This window comes from Kitasatospora sp. NPDC127067, assembly GCF_042724755.1.
GTDB classification, from domain to species: Bacteria; Actinomycetota; Actinomycetes; order Streptomycetales; family Streptomycetaceae; genus Kitasatospora; species Kitasatospora lactacystinica.
Genome location: NZ_JBHXEM010000023.1, coordinates 41341 through 61387, shown reverse-complemented (window position 1 = coordinate 61387; position 20047 = coordinate 41341). Strand labels below are relative to the sequence as shown.

Annotated in this window: 18 protein-coding genes and 2 pseudogenes; 8 read left to right on the top strand and 12 right to left on the bottom strand. The window is 74.4% G+C overall.

Annotated elements, in window-relative coordinates; all coding sequences use genetic code 11:
• Nucleotides 1-3: 3 nt before the first annotated feature.
• From ACFWJ4_RS13040 to ACFWJ4_RS13020, 5 genes and pseudogenes are all read right to left on the bottom strand, one after another.
• A complete protein-coding gene (locus ACFWJ4_RS13040; protein ID WP_359897367.1) occupies nt 4-678 on the bottom strand; it encodes a C39 family peptidase in 675 nt (224 codons plus the stop codon).
• 246 nt (nt 679-924) lie between these two features.
• Nucleotides 925-1413, bottom strand: a pseudogene (locus ACFWJ4_RS13035) (DUF4188 domain-containing protein); the annotation flags it as partial.
• Between the two features lie 214 nt (nt 1414-1627).
• Complete coding sequence (locus ACFWJ4_RS13030; protein WP_380542774.1) at nt 1628-2614, bottom strand: aldo/keto reductase; 987 nt, start codon at nt 2612-2614, stop codon at nt 1628-1630.
• Nucleotides 2615-2684: 70 nt separating this feature from the next.
• Nucleotides 2685-3506, bottom strand: a complete 822-nt coding sequence (locus ACFWJ4_RS13025; RefSeq protein WP_380542771.1) for an ABC transporter permease — start codon at nt 3504-3506, stop codon at nt 2685-2687.
• A complete protein-coding gene (locus tag ACFWJ4_RS13020) occupies nt 3503-4474 on the bottom strand; it encodes an ATP-binding cassette domain-containing protein (RefSeq protein ID WP_380542768.1) in 972 nt (323 codons plus the stop codon). The genes ACFWJ4_RS13025 and ACFWJ4_RS13020 overlap by 4 nt, the downstream gene beginning before the upstream one ends.
• A gap of 104 nt (nt 4475-4578) precedes the next feature.
• On the opposite strand from ACFWJ4_RS13020, the gene ACFWJ4_RS13015 reads away from it, so the two are divergent.
• On the top strand, nt 4579-5346 hold the full coding sequence (locus tag ACFWJ4_RS13015) for a TetR/AcrR family transcriptional regulator (RefSeq protein WP_380542765.1): 768 nt from the start codon (nt 4579-4581) through the stop codon (nt 5344-5346).
• Between the two features lie 7 nt (nt 5347-5353).
• Here ACFWJ4_RS13015 and ACFWJ4_RS13010 read toward each other — a convergent pair whose 3' ends face one another.
• The 3 genes and pseudogenes from ACFWJ4_RS13010 to ACFWJ4_RS13000 form a co-directional block, all read right to left on the bottom strand.
• The gene (locus ACFWJ4_RS13010; RefSeq protein WP_380542848.1) at nt 5354-6733 is read right to left on the bottom strand and encodes a pyridoxal-phosphate dependent enzyme; all 1380 of its coding nucleotides are present in this window, start codon (nt 6731-6733) and stop codon (nt 5354-5356) included.
• Between the two features lie 247 nt (nt 6734-6980).
• A pseudogene (locus ACFWJ4_RS13005) lies at nt 6981-7691 on the bottom strand (vWA domain-containing protein); the annotation flags it as partial.
• A gap of 118 nt (nt 7692-7809) precedes the next feature.
• Nucleotides 7810-8370, bottom strand: coding sequence for a hypothetical protein (locus ACFWJ4_RS13000; RefSeq protein ID WP_359897377.1), 561 nt, complete (start codon nt 8368-8370; stop codon nt 7810-7812).
• Between the two features lie 141 nt (nt 8371-8511).
• Here ACFWJ4_RS13000 and ACFWJ4_RS12995 point away from each other — a divergent pair, with 141 nt between their 5' ends.
• Together ACFWJ4_RS12995 and ACFWJ4_RS12990 are read left to right on the top strand one after the other, a co-directional pair.
• Complete coding sequence (locus tag ACFWJ4_RS12995) at nt 8512-9654, top strand: serine hydrolase domain-containing protein (protein WP_380542762.1); 1143 nt, start codon at nt 8512-8514, stop codon at nt 9652-9654.
• Nucleotides 9642-10208 carry a hypothetical protein gene (locus tag ACFWJ4_RS12990; protein WP_380542759.1) on the top strand — a complete coding sequence of 189 codons (567 nt, stop codon included), beginning with the start codon at nt 9642-9644 and terminating at the stop codon, nt 10206-10208. Before ACFWJ4_RS12995 ends, ACFWJ4_RS12990 begins: the two co-directional genes overlap by 13 nt.
• A 91-nt stretch (nt 10209-10299) precedes the next feature.
• On the opposite strand, the gene ACFWJ4_RS12985 is transcribed toward ACFWJ4_RS12990, so the two are convergent.
• Both ACFWJ4_RS12985 and ACFWJ4_RS12980 read right to left on the bottom strand, forming a co-directional pair.
• Nucleotides 10300-11109 carry an alpha/beta fold hydrolase gene (locus ACFWJ4_RS12985; RefSeq protein WP_380542756.1) on the bottom strand — a complete coding sequence of 270 codons (810 nt, stop codon included), beginning with the start codon at nt 11107-11109 and terminating at the stop codon, nt 10300-10302.
• A gap of 358 nt (nt 11110-11467) precedes the next feature.
• Nucleotides 11468-12979: a PQQ-binding-like beta-propeller repeat protein gene (locus ACFWJ4_RS12980; RefSeq protein WP_380542753.1), complete on the bottom strand. Its 1512-nt coding sequence runs from the start codon at nt 12977-12979 to the stop codon at nt 11468-11470.
• Between the two features lie 318 nt (nt 12980-13297).
• On the opposite strand from ACFWJ4_RS12980, the gene ACFWJ4_RS12975 reads away from it, so the two are divergent.
• Nucleotides 13298-14074, top strand: coding sequence for a class I SAM-dependent methyltransferase (locus ACFWJ4_RS12975; protein ID WP_380542750.1), 777 nt, complete (start codon nt 13298-13300; stop codon nt 14072-14074).
• A gap of 42 nt (nt 14075-14116) precedes the next feature.
• Here ACFWJ4_RS12975 and ACFWJ4_RS12970 read toward each other — a convergent pair whose 3' ends face one another.
• Both ACFWJ4_RS12970 and ACFWJ4_RS12965 read right to left on the bottom strand, forming a co-directional pair.
• On the bottom strand, nt 14117-15544 hold the full coding sequence (locus tag ACFWJ4_RS12970; protein WP_380542747.1) for a carotenoid oxygenase family protein: 1428 nt from the start codon (nt 15542-15544) through the stop codon (nt 14117-14119).
• Nucleotides 15541-16176 (bottom strand): TetR/AcrR family transcriptional regulator, encoded by a 636-nt coding sequence (locus ACFWJ4_RS12965; protein ID WP_380542744.1) that lies wholly within the window; start codon nt 16174-16176, stop codon nt 15541-15543. The genes ACFWJ4_RS12970 and ACFWJ4_RS12965 overlap by 4 nt, the downstream gene beginning before the upstream one ends.
• A 130-nt stretch (nt 16177-16306) precedes the next feature.
• Between ACFWJ4_RS12965 and ACFWJ4_RS12960 the strand changes: the two genes are divergently transcribed.
• The 4 genes from ACFWJ4_RS12960 (at nt 16307) to ACFWJ4_RS12945 (ending at nt 19986) form a co-directional block, all read left to right on the top strand.
• Nucleotides 16307-17107 carry a hypothetical protein gene (locus tag ACFWJ4_RS12960; protein WP_380542742.1) on the top strand — a complete coding sequence of 267 codons (801 nt, stop codon included), beginning with the start codon at nt 16307-16309 and terminating at the stop codon, nt 17105-17107.
• A 317-nt stretch (nt 17108-17424) separates the two neighbouring features.
• Nucleotides 17425-17754, top strand: a complete 330-nt coding sequence (locus ACFWJ4_RS12955; protein ID WP_359897392.1) for a hypothetical protein — start codon at nt 17425-17427, stop codon at nt 17752-17754.
• 32 nt (nt 17755-17786) lie between these two features.
• A complete protein-coding gene (locus tag ACFWJ4_RS12950) occupies nt 17787-18476 on the top strand; it encodes an alpha/beta hydrolase (protein WP_380542739.1) in 690 nt (229 codons plus the stop codon).
• Nucleotides 18477-18798: 322 nt separating this feature from the next.
• On the top strand, nt 18799-19986 hold the full coding sequence (locus ACFWJ4_RS12945; protein WP_380542736.1) for a serine hydrolase domain-containing protein: 1188 nt from the start codon (nt 18799-18801) through the stop codon (nt 19984-19986).
• The last annotated feature ends 61 nt before the right edge of the window (nt 19987-20047 follow it).

The window sequence follows — 20047 nt, the reverse complement described above, 5'->3', positions numbered from 1 at the left end:
ACGTCAGGGCGAGGAGACCCGGGGCGGGCCGAGCACGATCCCGCGTCCGGCGTAGAACCGCCCGAACGACCGCCACGGCACGCGCGCGAAGGCCTGCGACTCCCCCGGGAACCCGGAGGGGTTGTGGATCAGCAGCGCCGTGTCCGTGGCACCCACCGCCAGGACCAGGTGCCCACCGCGCCGCACCGGCTCCGGCCCGTACGGCTCCCGGATCGACGGGTGCACCGAGACCATCACCAGCCGGCCGTCGGCCACCTCCGACGACACCTCCTCGGGCGTCAACTCCCGTGCCCGCGCGGCCAGTCCCCAGCGCCGCTCGACGTACTCGGCGAACGGCGCGTGGATCAGCCCGCGCAGGCTGTCACCGTCCCGCAGGTAGGCGCCGGCCGCCACGCACTCGCCCGCGAGCGCCAGCGCCGCCGGGGTCACGCCCCACCAGTGCGCCAGCGCCATCCGCAGACAGGCCACCCCGCACAGCCGCCAGGACCACCACGCGTACTCCTCCGCGGTGGCCGCGCCGGACTGCCCCCAGCGCGGATCGGCGGACGCCTCCAGCCGCCCGTCGACGATCTCCCGCACCAGCTCCGCCGACTCCCACTGCGCGCGGTACGGCACCTCGTGCACCACCCGCACCGACCGCGCCGGCGCCTGCGGCCGCGCGTCGCCCCGATCCACCATTCCCCGACGCTCTCACGGCACGGCGGCGGGCGGCCCACGACACTCCCGGCGCAGCCGTACTCAGGCACCGGGGGCCGGCGCGGCCCCGGCCTCGGACTCGCCCGCCCCGCCCGGCGCCGTCCGCGCCCCACCGGTCTCCGGCTCCGACCGGCCGGCCGGCGGCTGCGACTGCGGCTTCGGCTGCGACTGCGACTGCGACTGCGACTGCGACTGCGACCCAGCGGTCTCCGGCTCCGGTGCCGGCTCCCGGTAGGCCAGCCGCTGCGCCGCGTGCCGACCGCGCGCCTCCACCGGCAGCGAGCCGGTGGCGCCGGCCAGGCCGAACGGCGGCATGTCGAAGTAGATCGACTCGTACCCGCCCGGCGGCGCGATGTACGTCTCGTGCCAGAGCCCGACGTGCCCGCGGGCCTTGCCCTCCCGCAGCTTGCGGTTGGCGATGCCCCACACGGTGTGGTGGAAGCCGTCCGGCGCGCTCGCGTAGCCGTACAGCTTCTCCTTCGACTCCCAGTACTGGACCACGTAGTAGGTGCGCGGCGAGGCGGTCAGCAGGATGCGGCCGCGCAGGCCGCGCTCGGGGGCGCGGCGCAGGTCGTACAGCATCCGGAGCATCGAGAACATCACCGGGCCCCAGTGGTGCACGGCCCAGAAGCGGTTGATCCGCATGCCGATCAGCAGCACCACGGTGTCGCCGGTGGCGGCGGCGGTGGTGTAGCCCGGCTGCGGCTTGGCGAACAAGGCCAATTGTGCCTCCCCGTACCCTTGCCCATGTAAGCGGTGACTAGACCAGTGCCGGACGGCCCGGTCAAGACTCGCCACCCTCACAATTCGGCTACTGTGCGGGCTGGTTGACGCCCAGCCACTGCCGAGGCCGCCGGTCCCCGGCCGGCTCCCCCGGGTGCGCGCGGGGCCCCGGCCCCCGACGAAGGGGCCGGGGCCGGACGCGGACGGCCTACCAGGCGTAGTCCTCCGGGGCGGGCCGGTGGCCCGGGAAGAGCTCGTCGAGGTGGTCGAGGGTCTTCTGGTCGAGCTTGAGGTCGAACGCGCCGATGGCGGCGTCGAGGTGGGCCGGGGTGCGGGGGCCGATGATGGGGGCCGTGACGGCCGGGCGGGAGAGGAGCCAGGCGAGGGCGAGGTCGGCGGGGTCGGCGCCGAGTTCGGCGGCGAAGTCCTCGTAGGCCTGGATGCGGTCGCGGTGCTTGGCGAGGAGTTCGCTGGCGTAGGGCATGGCGCTGCGGTCGCGGGTGCCCTCGCGCTCCTTGCGCAGGACGCCGCCGAGCAGGCCGCTGCGCAGCGGGGACCACGGGATCAGCCCGAGCCCGTAGTGCTGGAGGGCGGGGACGACTTCGAGCTCGATGGCGCGGTCGAGCAGGTTGTAGAGGGACTGCTCGCTGACCAGGCCGAGGAAGTGGCGGGCGCGGGCGGTCTCCTGGGCCTGGGCGATGTGCCAGCCGGCGAAGTTGCTGGAGCCCACGTAGACGACCTTGCCCTGGGCCACCAGGACCTCCATCGCCTGCCAGATCTCCTCCCAGGGCGTGGCCCGGTCGATGTGGTGCATCTGGTAGAGGTCGATGTGGTCTGTCTGGAGGCGGCGCAGGCTGGCCTCGACGGCCTTGCGGATGGCGAGCGCGGAGAGCTTGCTCTCGTTGGGCCAGTCGCCCATGTCGCCGTAGGCCTTGGTGGCGAGGACGGTGCGCTCGCGGCGTCCGCCGCCCTTGGCGAACCAGCGGCCGATGATCTCCTCGGTCCGCCCCCGCAGCCGGCCCTCGCTGTCGCGGCCGTAGGTGTTGGCGGTGTCGAAGAAGTTGATGCCGCGCTCGTGGGCGGTGTCCATGAGGCGGTGGGCCTCGGCCTCCTCGGTGTGGGGGCCGAAGTTCATGGTGCCGAGGCAGAGGCGGGAGACGGTCAGGCCGGTGCGGCCGAGGTGGGTGTACTCCATGGCGCCCCACCCAAGACCACACCGGCTCCGCTGTCCAGCACATTTGGCGGGAGTGCCGGAACCCGGCGGATCACCGCCCGTGCGTGGCGAACTTCCGTACGGCGAGCGGCATGCAGACTGCCAGCAGCAACGCGCTCCAGAGCAGTGCGGCGAGGACGGCGTGCTGCGTGGGCCAGGCGGAACCGGCCGCCGAGGGGTTGCCGAACAGTTCCCGGCAGGCCTGGACGACGGAGCTGACCGGGTTCCAGTCGGCGAGGAACCGCAGCCAGCCGGGCATGCCGCCGGTCGGCACGTACGCGTTGGTGATCATCGCCAGCGGGAAGACCGCCACGGACAGCTGACCGGCCGCCTCCTCCTTGCCGACGGCCAGGCCGAGCAGGGTGCCGACCCAGGTCATCACGAATCGGAAGAGCAGCAGCAGCGCGAACGCCCCTGCCGCGTCGGCGAGTCCGTTCCGGGCCTGCCAGCCGGTGGCGAGCCCGACCAGGGCCAGCAGGGCCAGGACGACCATGCTGACCAGCAGGTCGGCGAGGGTCTGCCCGAGCAGCAGCCCGGTGCGGGAGACGGGCATGGAGCGCAGCCGGTCGGTGACTCCGCGCGAGACGTCGCGGGCGGCGCCGACCATGGTCGGCATGATGCCGTTGGTGGCCACCATGGCGAACAGGCCGGGCATCAGGAACTCCCGGTAGTCGCCGCCGCCCGGCACCTGCATGGCACTGCCGAGGACGTACCCGAAGACCACCACCATCACCACCGGAACGCCCAGGGAGGCGGCCAACAGGCCCGGTGAGTGGCGGTAGTTGAGCAGGACGCGGAGCACCGAGGTCCAGGTGCCGGTGGCGAGCCGGCCGATGCCGGACGGTCGCGCCGGGGCGATGTGCGCAGTGGTCACCGGGCGGCCCTCCCGGCGTCCGCGGACTCCTGGGTGAGCGCGAGGAACACGTCGTCCAGCGAGGGCGCCCGCACCGCGACGTCCTGCGCGACGACCCCGGCGCCGTCCAACTCCCGGACCAGCGACGGCAGCAGGATGGACACGCCGGGCGTGGTCAGCACCGTGACGGTCCGCTCGGCGACGTCCACCCGGGCGTCGCCCCCGGTCATCGAGGACAGCACGACGGCGGTGGCGGCGAGTTGCCCGGGGTCGGCCAGGGTGACGGAGACCTGGCTGCCGATCGCCGCCTTGAGCCGGTCGGGCGGTCCGGTGGCGATGGCGGCGCCGTGGTCGACCACCACGATGTCGTCGGCGAGCCGGTCGGCCTCCTCCAGGTACTGGGTGGTGAGCAGCACGGTGGTGCCGCCGTCCGCGAGTTCCTTGACGGTGTCCCAGATCGCCTGTCGGCTGCGCGGGTCGAGCCCGGTGGTGGGCTCGTCCAGGAAGAGCACCGGCGGGCTGGTGACCAGGCTGGCGATGAGGTCGAGGCGCCGGCGCATGCCGCCGGAGTAGGTGCGCACGAGCCGGTCGGCGGCCTCGGCGAGGCCGAAGCGGGTGAGCAGTTCGTCGGCGCGCTCCCGGGCCCGGCGGGCGCCGAGGTGGTGCAGCCGGCCGAGCAGGCGGAGGTTGTCGCGGCCGGTGACGCCCTCGTCGACGGCGGCGTGCTGCCCGGCGAGGCCGATGGCGCGGCGGACGTCCTCGGCGGCGCGGACGACGTCGTGTCCGGCGACCCTGGCGGTGCCGCGGTCGGGGGCGACCAGGGTGGCGAGGACGCGGACGGCGGTGGTCTTGCCGGCGCCGTTGGGGCCGAGCAGGCCGCAGACGGTGCCGGCCGGGACGGCGAGGTCGAGGCCGCGCAGGGCCTCGGTGGCGCCGAAGCGTTTCTCCACGCCCGCCATCTCGATGGCGGGTCGGGCGGTGTCGGACATGGCTCTGCCCCTCTCTAGGTACAGCGTACGTAGAAGCGCGCGCAGGCGCATCCTACTACGTACGCCGTACGTATCTAAGATGGGGAAAGCGAGGTGATCTTCCAGTGCCGTCCAGCAAGCCCACGCCGTCCAGCACGCCCGCACCGGGCGGGTCCGCGCCGGCGTCCAGCAAGCCCACGCCCCCCGAGGCCCCCGAAGTGATCTGGCTGCGCCCCGAGCGCACCGGCCGCGGCCCGCGCCCGGCCCACAGTCGCGACTCGATCGCCGCCGCGGCCATCGGGATCGCCGACGCCGAGGGCCTGGACGCGGTCTCCATGCGGCGGGTCGCGGCGGCGCTCGGCGCGGGCACCATGTCGCTCTACAACTACGTGCCGAAGAAGGAACACCTGCTCGACCTGATGCTCGACGCGGCCACCGCCGAGTACCGGTTCCCGTCCGCACCGAGCGGCGACGTCCGGGCCGACCTCGCCGACCTCGCCCACCAGCAGCTCGGCATCTTCCGCCGCCACCCCTGGCTGCCCGCACTGGTGCTGGCCCGCCCCGGCATCGGCCCCAACGCCCTGCGCTACACCGACCACTTCCTCGCCGTCACCGCCCCCACCGGCCTCGGCGGGGGCGACCGGATGGAGGCGATGGCCCTGATCAACGGCTTCATCGCCCAGTTCGCCCAGTTCGAGCGGACGGCGGCCGCGGGCGCCAAGTGGCAGTCCGAGCTGGTCGGTTACCTCGGCCGGGCGGCGGCGAGCGGCGAATTCCCGCACCTGGCCCAGGCCTTCGCCGCCGCGGGCCCGCCCGCCGACCCGGACCGGGCGTTCGACCGCACCCTGGACCGGGTGATCTCCGCCATCCTGATGCCGACGGGCGACAACTGACGTACCGTCAGCCCGCGAGCACCTCCCTGGTCAGCAGCCCCGCCACCCGGCCGTCCAGCAGCACCAGCACCGCGGGGCGCCCGCCCGCCAGCGCCGCCCGCGCCTCGGCCGCCGACTGCCCGACGCCGACCGTCGGCAGCGCCGGCCCGAGCAGCGCGCCCAGCGGGTCCTCCGGCCTGGCCCTGCCGTCCGCGAGCGCCGCCGTCAGCACCTCCCGGGACGCCGAGCCCGCCACCTCGGTCGCGTTCACCCCGAACGGGCGCGCCGGCCGCGCCAGCACCGCCGGGGCGACGCCGCCCGGCGCGTCCCGCAGCGCCCGGGCCGCCTCGCCGACGGTGGTGCCGGCGTCGACCGTCACCAGCGGCCCGGCCGCCTCCAGCAGCGGGCGCAGGCCCTCCGCCTCGTCCTCCAGGAAGCCCCACTCCCGCATCCACGCGTCACTGTGCACCTTGGACAGGTAGGAGCGGCCCGAGTCGGGCAGCACCACCACGACCAGGTCGTCCGGCCCGAGCGTCCGCGCCACCCGCAGCGCCGCCGCGACCGCCGTGCCGGAGGACGGGCCGGCCAGCAGGCCCTCCTCGCGCGCGAGCCGGCGCGCCGTCAGCAGCGACTCGCGGTCCCGGATCCGCTCGAAGGAGTCGATCACCTCCGAGCGGTAGGCCTGCGGCCAGCGGTCCTCGACGGTCTCGGGGTGGAGGAAGTGCCCGATGCTCTCGACGAACCACGGGCTGCCGTCCCCGCCCCCGTACGAGGAGGACTCCGGGTCCGCGCCGACCACGGTCACCGTGCCGCCGGAGACCTCCTTCAGGTATCCGCCGGTACCGGTGATGGTGCCGCCGGTACCGACGCCCGCGACGAAGTGGGTGACCCGGCCGCCGGTCTGCTCCCAGATCTCGGGGCCGGTGGTCCGGACATGCGCGTCAGGATTGGCCAGGTTGTCGTACTGGTTGGCCAGCCAGGCACCGGGGATCTCCTCGGCCAGCCGCTGGACCACCTTGAACAGGTGCCTCGGGTCCTCCTGGGGCACCAGGGTCGGCGCGAGCACCACCTCGGCGCCGTACGCGCGCAGGATGTCCGCCTTCTCGGCCGCCGCCTTGTCCGCCACCCCGGCGATCACCCGGTACCCGCGCTGCCGGCCGACGATCGCCAGGCCGATGCCGGTGTTGCCGGAGGTCGCCTCGATGATCGTCCCGCCCGGCCCCAGCAGGCCGTCCCGCTCGGCGGCCAGCACCATCGACAGTGCGGCGCGGTCCTTGACGCTGCCTCCGATGCTGAGGAACTCCGCCTTGGCGTAGATCGGCGCGGCGATCCCGGCGCCGAGCCGGGCGAGGCGGATCAGCGGCGTCCCGCCGATCGCGTCGAGGACGGATTCGTGAACTGCGGCCATCGTCGGCCCCTTTCGCTGGCGCTGTCCGTCCGAGCCTGCCCAGGCCAGGGGCCCGGTAGACGGCGGCGACACCGTTCCTCACGGACCGCCTTCGTCCTGGCCGTCGAAGCCCGCCCCTCCCCGCCTCACCGCGCCGGCTCCGCTTCCCCGGGCCCCCGGTCAGGGTGGCCCAGAAGCCCCGGCGCTCCGACGGCGGGGCCGCCGTCGGCTGCGGCTGCGGTTGCGGCTGCGGCGCCGGTTGCTCCGGGACGATGCCCTGGGCCCGGGCGGCCGCGAGCCAGCTCGGCAGCTCGGTGAGCAGCAGGTCGTACAGCTCCCCGTCGGAGACCGTCCGGGGATCGCGCCCCAGGTGGACGAAGCCCGCGTTGTCGATCGGCCGCTTCTCCGGGACGGGCAGTTCGTCCAGCTTCCGCAGGAAGTCGAACTGCCTGCCGTCCGGGTCCCCGAAGCCGATGAACTGCCAGAAGATCGGCAGCGTCGCCGCCTCGCACAGCCGCTTCTCCGCCGCGCTCTTGCTGATCGGGCCGCCGTCCGTCTGGAACAGGACGAAGGCCGGCGCCGTGGCCCCGCTCTCCCGGTAGTGCCGGACCACCGCGTCCATCGCCAGGTGGTAACTGGTCTTCCCCATGTGCCCGAGGCCCGCGACGATCCGGTCGATCCAGCCCGCGTGGTCCGCCAGGGCGATCTCGGCCCGGGCGTCGACCTCGGTGGAGAAGAAGACGACCGGCACGCTCCCGTCGTCGTCCAGGTGGGCCGACAGCCCCAGCACGCGGTCGGCGAGCGCCTGGACGCTGCCGTCCTTGTAGTAGGGCCGCATCGAACCGGAGTAGTCGACCACCAGGTACACCGCCAGCCGCTGGCCGTTCAGCCCGCGCCGCTCCACCGAGGCGCCGGCCGTCTTGTAGAGGCTCACCAGCCCGGGCGCGCTCCGCTCGACCTTGCTCAGACTGACGGCCATGTCCCGCTCCCCTGCCCACTGCGGCAGCCGAGCTGCCGGCGCGCGTGATCGTCAACGCGCTCCCGACACTCTGCGGGGCGGACGGCGGCCACGGCAAGCCTTCGCCCCGACCCGCCGCTCACCAGCCGTCCGGGTGCCGCGACAGCCAGTCGGCGTGCCGCTCCTTCAACCGGTCGCGCTCCTCCGGTGTGGCCAGGTGGACGTCCGCGCCGCCGTCGTACGGGTGGTACAGCCGCCGCATCCCGGTGTCCGTGACGATCACCCCGGCCTCCCGCTCGTCCGCGACCCGGCGCAGCAGCCGGTCCAGGCCGCCCCGCCGCCACTGCCGCCGCTCCACGAAGACGTGGCAGTAGGTGCGGAACTCCGGCTCGGGGTCGTCGCTCTGGAGCCAGGTGCGCCAGTGCCTCGCGTCCCGGCGCATGCGGGGGACGCTCGTCCTGCTCGTCCACCTGGGCGTGAGGACGTACACCTCGGCGCCGGCGAACAGCTCGTCCAGCACGGTGTTGTGGCGTTCCAGGACGATCGCGTACTCGCGCTCGTCGTCGGGGTACCGCTTGGACTCCGGCAGGCTGTGGAAGCGCACCCAGACGTCCCGCGCCCGGCTGTCGATCTCGTGCCCGACGGGCTCCGTGCCGGGCCACCGCCGCTCCCAGAGCGCGGTCAGCGCCTCGCGATCCACCTGGCCCCCTCCTCCGTTCCGGTGGGCGAGTCTGCCACATCCGTCCCACCTGCCCCGGCCTGGTGAAATCCCCTCGTCACGGCCGCCCGGCTCCCGTAGCGTGGTTCGGTCGATCTTGAGGGCAGAACGGGGCACCACATCATGCAGCAGCACCACGGCTGGGCCGACGAGCGCTTCGGCGCCGTCGCGGACGCCTTCGCCGCCAACTTCACCGAGTTCCCCGAACTGGGCGCCGCCGTCACGGTGTTCTCCGGCGGCCGGAAGGTGGTCGAGCTGTGGGGCGGCACGGCCGACGACCGCACCGGCCGGGCCTGGACGCAGGACACCGTCGTACCGGTGTTCTCCTGCGCCAAGGGCCCGGTGAGCATCTCCGCGCACCTGCTCGCCCAGCAGGGCCGGCTCGACCTGGACGCGCCGGTCGCCCGCTACTGGCCGGAGTTCGCCCGGAACGGCAAGCAGGCCGTCACCACCCGGATGATCCTCGGCCACCGCGCCGGCCTCCCGGCCCTGGACGCGGCGCTCTCCTTCGAGGAGGTCGCCGCCTGGGATCCGGTGATCCGGGCGATCGAGGCGCAGCGGCCGCTCTGGGAGCCGGGCTCCACCCACGAGTACCACGGCCATGTGTTCGGCTTCGCGGTCGGCGAGGTGATCCGCCGGATCACCGGGCTGACCCCGGGCGTGTTCCTGCGCAAGGAGATCTCCGAGCCGCTCGGGCTGCCGGTCCGGATCGGCCTGCCGGAGAGCGAACTGCCGCTCCTGGCCCGGCTGGTGGAGGCCGAGGGCCGCCGTCCGATGCCGGGTCCGGAGCACCTGCTCACCCGGATCGTCACCATGAACGGCGCCCTGGTCTTCCCCGGCCTGGACGTGCCGCACGGCTGGAACGACCCGGACCTGCACGCGATCGAGCTGCCCGGGGCGGGCGCCGTCGCCTCGGCCACCGGCCTGGCGGGCCTCTACGCGGCGGCGGCCACCGGCCTGGACGGCGGCGAGCGGCTGCTCTCGGCCGACACCGTGACCGACGCGGTGCGCGAAGTCTCCTCCGGCGCGGGCTTCCTGGGCTTCGACCTGGGCGCCCGCTGGGGCTCCGGCCTGCTGCTGGACTCCCCCGCCTTCCGCCCGCTGCTCGGCGCGCGCAGCTTCGGCAACGACGGCGCCGGCGGCCAGTTCGCCTTCGGGGACGACGAGTTCGGCGTCGGCTTCGGCTACGTCGCCAACCGGATGATCGGCCACGGCGACGCCCGGGCGAACCGCCTGATCGAGGCGGTGCGCGGGTGCCTGGGCTGACGGGCTTCCTCCCGCTCGTCACCGGCCTGGCCACCACCGGCGGCCTCGGCGAGCTGCGCTACGGTGCCTCACTGCCCGAACTCGCCGCCCACTACGGCGATCCGTGGGACGGCGGCCGCGTCCACCGCGGCCACCGGTGGCCGCACGCCTTCGGCTGGGGCGACGTGCAGACGGTGTTCTGCCGCTGCCGCCGGCTCCACGCGCTGTCGCTGCCGGTCTGGCACGGCGAGCTCGACCTCCCCCGGCCGGGCGGCGGTTCGGTGACGCTCGACACCCACGTCTCCGAGCGGGACCTGATGACGGCGCTGACCGCCACCGGCCACAGCTGGCGGACGGTGACGTACGAGAACCTCCCGGGCCAGCGGAACCTGGAGTTCTCGCCGGCCGAGGAGGTCCGGGTCGAGCTGGTGCTCACCGACCGCGACGGCTACGACCAGCCGCCGCTTCCGGAGTGGGTGCTGCACAAGGCGGTGCTGTGGGGCTTCGAGCACGTCGAGTGCCCCGCGCCGGACGGCGACCTGCCGGACGACGGCTGGGGCGCCGGCGACCGCTAGGACGGCCGCCGACCGGTAGGGCGGCCGACTCCCGCCCGGGCCGCCCCGTCCCCGGCGGACGGTCGGCCCGCCGCCACCGCGACGGCGCGCCTCAGCCCAGCGCCCTCGGCAGCACCACGCGCACCCACTCCTCCGGCTGCGAGAGGTGCGGGGCGTGCCCGGCGCCCGCGTACAGGTGGCGTTCCGGCTTGGGCAGGGCGAGGTCGATCAGGTCCAGCACCTCGCCGAACATCGGGGCGCTGTCGTCGCTCTGGGTGAGCAGCGCGGGTTCGCCGAACCGGGACAGCCCGGTGAGGTCGAGGTCGAGCGCGTCCGGGTCGCGCAGCTCGTCCAGGTAGGTGGGCGCGTTGCGGATGTAGGTGTGCCGGACCGGCGCGGGTAGCTGCTCCCAGGCGCCGGGGCCGAGGGCAAGGCTGTCCACGTACAGTTCGGCGGCGGCGGCCGACTCCGCCTGCTCCAGCAGCTCCCGGACGGCGGCGATCCGGCCGGCGAAGGCGGTGCCGATCGGGCGCAGGTCCGGGTCCGCGAGCAGGATGCCGGTCCCCGGCGGCTCGTGCACGGCGATCCCGCGCAGCAGGTCGGGCCGGGCGGCGGCGAGGCGGAGGGTGACCAGTGCCCCGTAGGAGTCGCCGTAGGCGAAGGCGGGCGCCAGACCCAGCCCCTGGATCAGCCCGGCCAGGTCGGCCGCGTCCTCGTGCACCGAACCCTGGGTGAGCGGGTCCTCGCTGCGACTGTGCCCCCGGCGGTCGTAGGCGACCGCGGTGGTGGACTCGGCCAGGCCCGGCAGCACCCGCGCCCAGGAGTCCGCGTCGCTCCAGGAACCGTGCACCAGGACGACGCCGGGGCCCTCACCACGGGCCTCGTAGTGCAGCGCCACCCCGTTCACCCTGATCTCGGCCATCACGAGTCTCCCGATCTCGGCGGTGCTCCCCCACCAGCGTGACACAACCGCCCGGAAGGCTCAGGTCCTCCGGTGGCGGGCCCGTCGAGGGCGGCCGGGCGGATCGCGAGGGCCCTCTCCGCGGGCGGCCGGGCGGATCGCGAGGGCCCTCTCCGCGGGTGGTCGGGCGGATCGCGAGGGCCGCCTCTCCTGGTGACCGGGCGCCGCGCGGCCGTGCCGGACCGCCGGTCCCCGGCCACCGGGTCACCCGGCGCCCAGCCCAGCCCAGCCCCGTCCAAGGCGGTCACCCGGCGTCACCGGCCGCCCCGCCACCGCCCGTTGCGGTGACGGTCCGTTACCGGCGTCCCGGGCACGGGCCTCAGCTCAGCACCCGCACCGGCGGCTCGTCCCGGGTCCCGTCCTCCGCGACCACCGTGAACCGCTCCGGGCCCGACACGGACAGGTCCACCGGGTAGAGCGACGCGGTGTCGTTGACGTCCAGCACGGCGCTCTGCCGCCCGGTCGCCACCTCCACCCTGGTCACCCGGCCCCGGGTCATCGCCCACACCGAGCCGCCGTCCACCACCAGGCCGGTCACCTGGTCGTCCAGCCCCGCCGTCCAGCGCCTGCCGCCGTCCGTGAGCGAGTACGCCAGCAGCCGGCCGGTGGCGGTCCGGCTCGGGTGCTTGCCTCCGCTGATGCCGATGTCGCCGGGCTTCTCCCCCGGCACGACGAACAGGTCCCCCACCACCACCCCGCCGAACAGCGGCCGGGCGGTGAACTCGTCGAAGGCGTGCAGCCCGCCCAGCATCACGTCCAGGTCGTACTCGTCCCCGGCGACCGGTATCGCCGCCCGCTGCCGGCCGGTCCGGTCGTAGCTGAGCACCGCGTGGGTGCCGCGCTCGGCCTGGGCGTCCACCCACACCGCGAGCGGGTCGACCGACACCACCGCGAGGTTCTTCAGCCCGCCCGCCGCGGGCAGCGCGATCCGCTGCTGCTCCCGGCCGTCCGCCGGGGCCAGCGAGCGCAGCACGGGAGCGGTGTCACCGCACTGCGCGACCGTGACGGCGTCCCCGGGGCCGCCCGCGACCTGCAGCGGGGTGCAGCCGGGATCGGCCGCGCTGTGCCAGACGTCCCGGCCGTCCGCCAGCCGTACGGCGCGCCAGCCGGCCTTCTCCTGGAGCAGGGCCTGCTGCCCGGCCACCGCGACCACGTCCGGCGTCGCGTCGTCGCCGTCCCGGGCGGGCGCGTCCACGGTGGCGGTCCAGCCCTCCCGGCCGTCGGCGAGGTCGAGCGCGGTGACGGCGGAGCAGGGCCCGTCGTGCGGCGAGTGGCCGATCAGGCCGAGGGCGTCGCCGCGGGCCGTCCCGTCGGGCCCGGTGCCCCGGCTCATCGCGCACACCGTGTCCTGCCCGGGCGGGGACCAGCTCCAGGCGACGGCCCCGGTGGCGCTGCGGTAGGCCACCACCAGGTCCGGGCGGACCCGCACCACGAGGGCCCCGCTGGTCCAGCTGCCCACCGCACGGACCGTGGAGGGCCGGTCCAGCGGCGCCTTCCAGGAGTCGTTGAGGCCGTCCCCGGCGAAGCCGACGAAGATCGTGAGCCCCAGCAGCGCCCCGACCGCGGCCGAGGGGAACCCGGCCCTCGGGTGGATCAGCGCCCAGACGAAGCCCGCGCCGCAGGGCATCAGCCCGAGGATGCTGATGATCCCCATGTACGCGAGGCTCTCGCCGCCGAACCCGTTCGCCGGGCCGAACAGCACGGCGAGCCCCATGCTCGCGAACATCGCCCCCAGCACCCCTCCGGAGACCACCATCCAGGTCTCCTTGTCCCAGGCGAACCTGGCTCCCCACCTCGCCCGGACGACAGTGTCCTCGGGCCGAACGGCCATGCCGGTCTCTCCCCTGCGACGCGCCGCCCACCGCGTCGGGGCGACGATCACCGGATCGTCGCAGAGCGCGCCATGATCCGGAACAAAGAGCAGGGAAAACCCCGGCCATGACCCGCACATACCAGGCCCCGAGCGCCGGGACCGTGACGAATCCTCCCTCCGCGCGCCGGCTGCCGCCCGTCCGCGCCCCGTCCACCGTCGGCCCTCTCCGCCCCCGTCCGACCCCGTCCTACCGCCGTCCGACCGCCGTCCCGACCGCCGTCCCGACCGCCGGAAATCGATTGCCCGCCGCTGGGGCGCTGGCTAGCGTTTCCCGACATGACCGCGACCCCCGCCATCCCCGACTGGCGCACCGCCAACCGTGCGAACTGGGACGAGCGCGTGCCCGTCCACGCCACCGGCCCGTTCTACGACCTGCCCGGCTTCGTCGCGGGCCGTGACACCCTCCAGGACTACGAGCCCGCCGAGGTGGGCGACGTCACCGGTCGCACGCTGCTCCACCTCCAGTGCCACCTCGGGCTCGACACCCTCTCCTGGGCCCGCCGCGGCGCCGTCGTCACCGGACTGGACTTCTCCGCCCCGGCCGTCGCGGCCGCCGCCGACCTCGCCGCCCGGATCGGCGCCGACGACGCCCGGTTCGTCACCTCCGACGTCTACGAGGCCGCCGAGGCGCTCGACGGACGGACGTACGACATCGTCTACACCGGCTTCGGCGCGCTCTGCTGGCTCCCCGACCTCGCCCGCTGGGCCCGGACGGTCGCCGCGCTCCTCGCCCCCGGCGGCTTCCTCTACCTCGCCGAGCACCACCCGGTGGCCGACGTCCTCGCCGACGACGGGCGCAGCTTCGAGGAGGACTACTTCGAGCGCACCCCGATCGTCGTCGACCACCCCGGCACCTACGCCGACCCGGACGCCCGGCTCGACGCCGCCGTCACCGTCCAGTGGCAGCACGGCCTCGGCGAGGTCGTCACCGCGCTGGCCGAGGCCGGCCTCCGTCTGGACTTCCTCCACGAGCACGCCCAGGCCCACTTCCGCGTCCCCGCCGGCTCCCCCGCGCCGCAGTCCTACTCCCTGCGTGCCACCCGGCCCCGCTGAGCCCGGTCCCCCTCATGCTCACAGCGGGCACATATGTGCCCCTCAGCTCCAGCCCGTGTCCCCGCCCCGATGACCGCCCCCGTCCCCGCCCGGCACCCAGTTCCCGTGCAGGCCCAGGGGCACCCGCACCGGCAGGTGGATGCGGGCGAGGGGCTCGCCGGTGAAGTCCTGGGCGGCGAGGATCACCAGGTCCGCCGCTCCCCGGTCCGGGTCGTGGACGTACGCCATCAGGTACCCGTCGTCCTCCGCCGTCGGCGACTCGGCAGCGACGAACACCGCCTCGCCCACCGCCCCGTCGCGCCCGAACTCGTGGGCCTCGACGGTCCCCCGGCTCAGGTCGTGCTTGAGCAGGGCGTTGCTGAAGCCCTCGTCCGGGCGGTCGTCCCCGGGGCCGCTCGGCGGCGCGTAGAGCTCGACGGCGGCCGCGTAGCCGTAGCGGTAAGGGCGACCGGTGTGACGGGAGTTGACGCGCGGGAATTCCTGGACCCGGTCGTCCAACCGCTCCTCCCGCACCGTCCCCGCCGCCAGGTCGATCGTCCAGCGGTCGAGCGTGGGCCGGCTCGCGCCGATGTCGCGCAGGTCGATGCCCGGCGGGTGCCGCACGACGTCGACCACCAGTGAATCCGCCGTCCGCTCGTACGCGTTGAGGGTGTGGCCGACCAGGTGCGGCGCGAGCTCGAACCACCGCACCGCGCCGCCCTCGCGCGGCATCACCCCGATCCGCGCGGCACGCCGCCCGTCCCAGGTGAAGGGCACCCCGGTGGCCAGGTGCGCCGCGCTGAACACCACCGGCGTGTCGTACAGCAGCACGAACCGCTCGGTGAGCGCGAAGTCGTGCATGTACGGGTTCCCGGGCACCTCGATCAACGTGCTGCGCCGGACGGCGCCGGCGGCGTCCATCACGATGTGCTGCACCTGGTCGGAGCCGTACCGGAAGGCCAGCGAGTGCAGTTCCCCGCTGTGCGGGTCGAGGATCGAGTGGGCGTTGGCGCTGAACCCCTCCGGCGTGGCACCGAGCTCGCACGGCCCCACCGTGTCCAGCTCGTAGGTGAGTTCGTACGGGCGGATGCCGCCCTCGATCAGCGCGTAGGTGCGCCCGGCGAGGCCCGCGACCTGCACGTTGGGGGAGATGTCCAGCCGCTCGTCGACGGGCGTGCCGCGCCGGGGCTCGCCGAGCCGGTCGGCGACCGCACCGGAGCGGACCCAGCGGTTGCGGTACCACTCGGCGCGCCCGTCCCGGATCCGGACACCGTGCACCATGCCCGCGCCGAGGGTCCACAGGTGCGCGGCCGGATCCTCGATGCCCAGCGGATTGGGGCCGTTGCGCAGGTAGCGCCCGTCGAGGTGGGCCGGTATGCGGCCGGTGACGGGCAGGTCGTGGGCGGTGACCTCTTCGGTCACCGGGGCGAAGTTCCCGCGCAGGAAGCGGTTGCGGCTCGTGCCGTCACGGTCCGGACCGTCGGTGCTCATGGTGTCGACCTCTCGTCAGGTGATGGGGTGGCGGCGGCGAAGGCCCGTCCCAGCGCGGCCATCAGCGCCTCGTAGCGCGCCCCGGCCTCGGCCGGCGCGAAGTGGCCGGCGAGTTCCAGGCTCACCGCGCCGTGGGTGGCCGCCCAGAAGAGCTTGGAGACCTCGTCGGCGTCGGCGGGCCGGAAGACCCCGGCCGCGATGCAGGCCTCCACGGCGGCCACCGACGCACCGAACGCGCCGTCCGCGACGGCCAACGCCTCGGCGCCCGGCCGGAATCCGGGGACCGGCTGCTCGAACATCACCCGGTAGTAGGCGGGTTCGGCGATCGCCCGCTCCCGGTAGGCCCGGCCGAGCTCGGTCAGATAGGCCAACGGTTCTCCCCCGCGCGGGACTTGCTCCTGCGCCCGGCGCAGCCGCGCGAAGCCCTCCCGGTACAGCGCGTCCAGCAGCCCCTCCTTCCCGCCGAACATCGTGTACAGCACCTTGGTCGAGGAGCCGATCTCGGCGGCGATCCGGCGCACGGTCAGTGCGGCGGGGCCTTCGGCGACGAGGAGGGCGATGGCGCGGTCGAGGATCACGGCGCGCACGGCATCCTGGCCGACCCGCTGCGCGTCCTGGTAGGGCGTGCTCATGGGTAACAACGTAACCCATGGGAAACAGTGTTACCACCCTTTGCGCGCAACGGTTTTCGAAACCCACCCGGCCCGACCGTCCAGCCGCCCCGACTAGACTGGCGCGCTCGAAAACCGAGGGGAGTCAGCGATGAGCGGTGCCACCCGCTGCGACCAGGTCGCGGCCGAGGCAGGCCTGGGTGAACGGCGGCGGCTGTACCGGACGAGCCGCCGGATCGGCGACGGCGTGGGCAAATGGGGCCTGGGACTGCCCGGCATCCTCGTCATCGCCGCCTCCGGCTGGACCTGGTGGGGCGCCGTCCTCGCGGTCGCCGCCGTAATAGCGGCCGCCTGGGCCTACAAGAACATGCCGCCGCGCTCCGGGCTGGTCGCCGTGGCGCGTTACGAGGGCGGCCTCGTCCTCCACCACGCCGGCGGCGACTTCCGCGCCCTGCCCTGGGACGCCATCGAGAGCTACGAGTACATACCCTCCCGGATGGAATTCCGCGGCAGCCTGAGCATCGAGCACTTCGGCCGCGTCGTCATCCTGGCGCGCGGCCGCGAAACCCCCTTCGTGGTCTCGAAACTGGCGGGCCGTTACGAACCGGGGCTGGCCGAGGCCATCCGCGCGGGCCTGATGCCGCGCTACACCGCGCCGCTGCACGAGCGGTTCGAGGAAGAGGGGCACGTCGTATTCGGGACGGTGCTCGCCGTGCTGCCCGCGGGACTCCTCGTCGACCCCGGCAGCGACCACCCCACGGCCCCGCTGCCGTGGAGCGACCTCCGGGACGTCACCGCCGAGAACACGCGCGAGCTCCGGATCACGGCGCACACCGAACAACCGAGCCCGGGCGAACGGGTCGTCGCCCTCGTCCTCGCCGATGCGGACGTCGTCGCGGCGTTCCTCCGGGAGACCCGGGAGAAACTCCTGCCGGAGCAGCACGCCGAGTGACCGGGCCGCGTGACCGAGGCCGCGTGACCGAGGCCGCGTGACCGAGGCCCCACCCCGAGCGCGCCGGTCGACTACGGCCGTCCGCCAGGGCGCGCCAACCCCGCGCCACGGTGCGACCGTTGACATGCGCCGGGTATCCGTCGCAGCACCGGCAGCACCGGGTCCGCGCGCCGTGCTGCGCCGACCGGGTCAACCTCGGCACCGGACTGTACGCGGACGCCCGGTCGGCTCGTTCTGCTGTACATGCCTCCCCCGATCCCGACGCCACCGCCGCTGCCCGCACACAGCACCGCACGGAACGCCGCTCGGAGGTTCCCGTGGCCGTGATCGGCCGTGCGGCGGCCACCGTGGTCGCACTGGGCATCCTGCTCATCCCGGCGGCCGTCACGGCGGGCACCGATCTGCCGCCCGAGCTCGGCGCGGGCTGGTGGGAGGTGTCGGCCAACGCCGCCAACGTCCGGGTCGACCACTTCGGCGAGGAGACCGTCGTCGGATTAGCCCGTTCGGGTGACCGGGTCGAGGTCGTGGACACCTGGACCTCACCGCTCGGCGCCCGCTGGGCGAAGGTCATGGTGGTGCGCACCCGGGTCTCCGGCTGGGTCCTGTGGTCCCTCCTCGCGCACCGGGACCCGTCCTCGGAACCGTAGAATCCGCCTGTACACATCAGGAGGGATTTCGCGTGTTCCGAGCGCAGCGTCCGCGCACCGCAGAGCTGACCGCACGACAGGGAGAGGGGCCGGTCGACGGCGTCGCCCTGCTGCTGCCGGGCGGATTCCTCCGCAGTCGGCGAGCACCGCTGAAGGTCGCCGAACTGGGCCTGCGGGACCTGGCCGCCGAGCTCACCGACCGCGGCCGGCCGCACGGCCTCGCGGTGCACCTGCTGCGCTACCGCCACGGCGGCTGGAACGGCGCGGACGCCGACACCGCCGTCGACACCCTGTGGGCGCTCGACGAGCTGGCCCGGCTGTACCCGGGCGCACCCGTCGTCCTGATCGGCAACTCGCTGGGCGGGCGCGCCGCCTTCTGGTGCGCCGGGCACCCGTCCGTGGTCGGCGTGGCCGGGATCGCCCCCTGGCTGCCCAGCGGCGACCCGGTCGACCAGCTGGCCGGGCGGCGGGTGCTGATCGTCCACGGCACCGGGGACCACAGCTCGGCCAGTGCCACCCAGTCCCTGGAGTACGCGCTGCGCGCCCGCCGGGTCGTCCCGGACCTCGCGCGGTACGAGGCCCCGGGCGCCAACCACCTGCTGATCCGCGAGTCCCGCGACATCAGCGCGCTGACCACCGCGTTCACCCTCGCCACCGTGGGCGCCGAGCCCGCACCGCTGATGACGGGAGCGGTCTGCACCCGACTCCCGGCCCGGGTCTAGGCCCCGACCCCAGGCCGCGCCCCGCCGCCCCCAGCGCCGTCCCGCGCCCCGGGCCTCCCCTGCCGATCGGCAGGGGAGGCCCGGTCGCTTTCCGGCGGGATTCCTGCCGATCGGCACATGCGCGAACGGGGTTCCGGCGATCAGTCTTGGAGTCACCGCGACGGCGGCCGCCCGGGCCGCCGTGGAAGGGATTCTCCACCGTGTTCCACGACCACGATCTCCATCTCCGCACCCACCGGATGCAACTGAACGCCCGTCAGCTTCGTGTTCTCCGGGGCGGATCACTCCGCCCCTCACCCGTCCTCACGACACCGGAGAACTCATGCCCGTCACCAAGCCCGCCGCCCTCGCGCTCGGCCTCGCCGCCCTGCTCCTCACGGCCGTGCCTGCCGCACCCGCCCTCGGCCAGGCGCCGCCCCGCAGTCCCGATCCAGTCGTCCTCGATGCCGCGATCGCCGCCCGGCCGGGGGACCCTGCGGCGGGCGTGATCGCCCGGGTGGCGGTCGACGGCCGGGCCTGGCGCGGCAGTGCCGGCGATCCGGTGAGCGGGCGGCCGGTGGCGTCGAACGCCTCGTTCCGGATCGGCAGCATCAACAAGACCTTCGTCGCCGCGGTGGTGCTCCAGCTCGCCGCCGAACAGCGGATATCCCTGGGCGGCACCGTCCAGCAGTACCTGCCCGGCACGCTGCCCGCCGACTTCACCCTGCCGATAACCGTCCGTCAACTCCTCGACCACACCAGCGGACTGCCACAGGCCGTCGAGGGTCCGAACACCCAGGATCCCGACGAACTGATAGCGCACCGCTTCGGGCTGGAGACGCTCGACCAGGTCGTCCAGAGGACGCTCCACCCCGAGGACGGGCACGTGGTCACTCCGTCCTTCGCCCCGGGCGCCGCCCAGGAGTACAACAACTTCAACTACCGGCTGGCGGGCCGGATCATCGAGCAGGTGACCGGGCACACGATCAGGGAGGAGGTGACGGCCCGCATCCTGAAGCCGCTCGGCCTGCGGCACACCGAGGTGCCGGAGGGCAGGCCCACGATGCCCGAGCCCCACCTGGCCGGCTACTTCGCCGACCGGGCCGGCACCCCGATCGACGTCTCCGAGCAGGGCGGCAACTCGGAGTCGATGGTGTCCACCCCGGCCGACCTGGACGTCTTCCTGCGCGCCCTGCTGGACGGCGAACTCCTGCCGCCCCAGCAGCTGAACGACCTGCTCACCCTGCCGCGGGACTCCTCCGGCCGGCTGCTGCCCGTACGCGGAGCCGGCGAGTGCCGGTTCGGTCCGGACAAGGGACGGGCCTGCTACAGCGCCGGGCTGATGGCCATCCCCCTGCAGGACGGCACGGTGCTCTGGGGCAAGACCGGGCACGACCTCGGGTACTCCGACGGCTTCTTCACCACCCCGGACCTGCGCAGGAGGCTGGTCTACTCCGTCGGCACCGGGACCGGCACCCCGGCACCGGCGCTCCGCCTCGCCGCCACGACCTTCGGGCCCTTCGCCCCCTGAGCCCGACCGGGTCGGCACACCCGCCGCCGGTCCTCCCCCGCCGCCGACCGCCCGCCCGCGC

Bases quoted from the DNA above. Each gene is read 5' to 3' on its own strand.
- ACFWJ4_RS13040 (WP_359897367.1), bottom strand. From the start codon at position 678: ATGGTGGATCGGGGCGACGCGCGGCCGCAGGCGCCGGCGCGGTCGGTG.
- ACFWJ4_RS12965 (WP_380542744.1), bottom strand. From the start codon at position 16,176: ATGAGCACGCCCTACCAGGACGCGCAGCGGGTCGGCCAGGATGCCGTG.
- ACFWJ4_RS12975 (WP_380542750.1), top strand. From the start codon at position 13,298: ATGACCGCGACCCCCGCCATCCCCGACTGGCGCACCGCCAACCGTGCG.
- ACFWJ4_RS13010 (WP_380542848.1), bottom strand. From the start codon at position 6,733: ATGGCCGCAGTTCACGAATCCGTCCTCGACGCGATCGGCGGGACGCCG.
- ACFWJ4_RS13030 (WP_380542774.1), bottom strand. From the start codon at position 2,614: ATGGAGTACACCCACCTCGGCCGCACCGGCCTGACCGTCTCCCGCCTC.
- ACFWJ4_RS12985 (WP_380542756.1), bottom strand. From the start codon at position 11,109: ATGGCCGAGATCAGGGTGAACGGGGTGGCGCTGCACTACGAGGCCCGT.
- ACFWJ4_RS12960 (WP_380542742.1), top strand. From the start codon at position 16,307: ATGAGCGGTGCCACCCGCTGCGACCAGGTCGCGGCCGAGGCAGGCCTG.
- ACFWJ4_RS12995 (WP_380542762.1), top strand. From the start codon at position 8,512: ATGCAGCAGCACCACGGCTGGGCCGACGAGCGCTTCGGCGCCGTCGCG.
- ACFWJ4_RS12945 (WP_380542736.1), top strand. From the start codon at position 18,799: ATGCCCGTCACCAAGCCCGCCGCCCTCGCGCTCGGCCTCGCCGCCCTG.
- ACFWJ4_RS12970 (WP_380542747.1), bottom strand. From the start codon at position 15,544: ATGAGCACCGACGGTCCGGACCGTGACGGCACGAGCCGCAACCGCTTC.
- ACFWJ4_RS12980 (WP_380542753.1), bottom strand. From the start codon at position 12,979: ATGGCCGTTCGGCCCGAGGACACTGTCGTCCGGGCGAGGTGGGGAGCC.
- ACFWJ4_RS13020 (WP_380542768.1), bottom strand. From the start codon at position 4,474: ATGTCCGACACCGCCCGACCCGCCATCGAGATGGCGGGCGTGGAGAAA.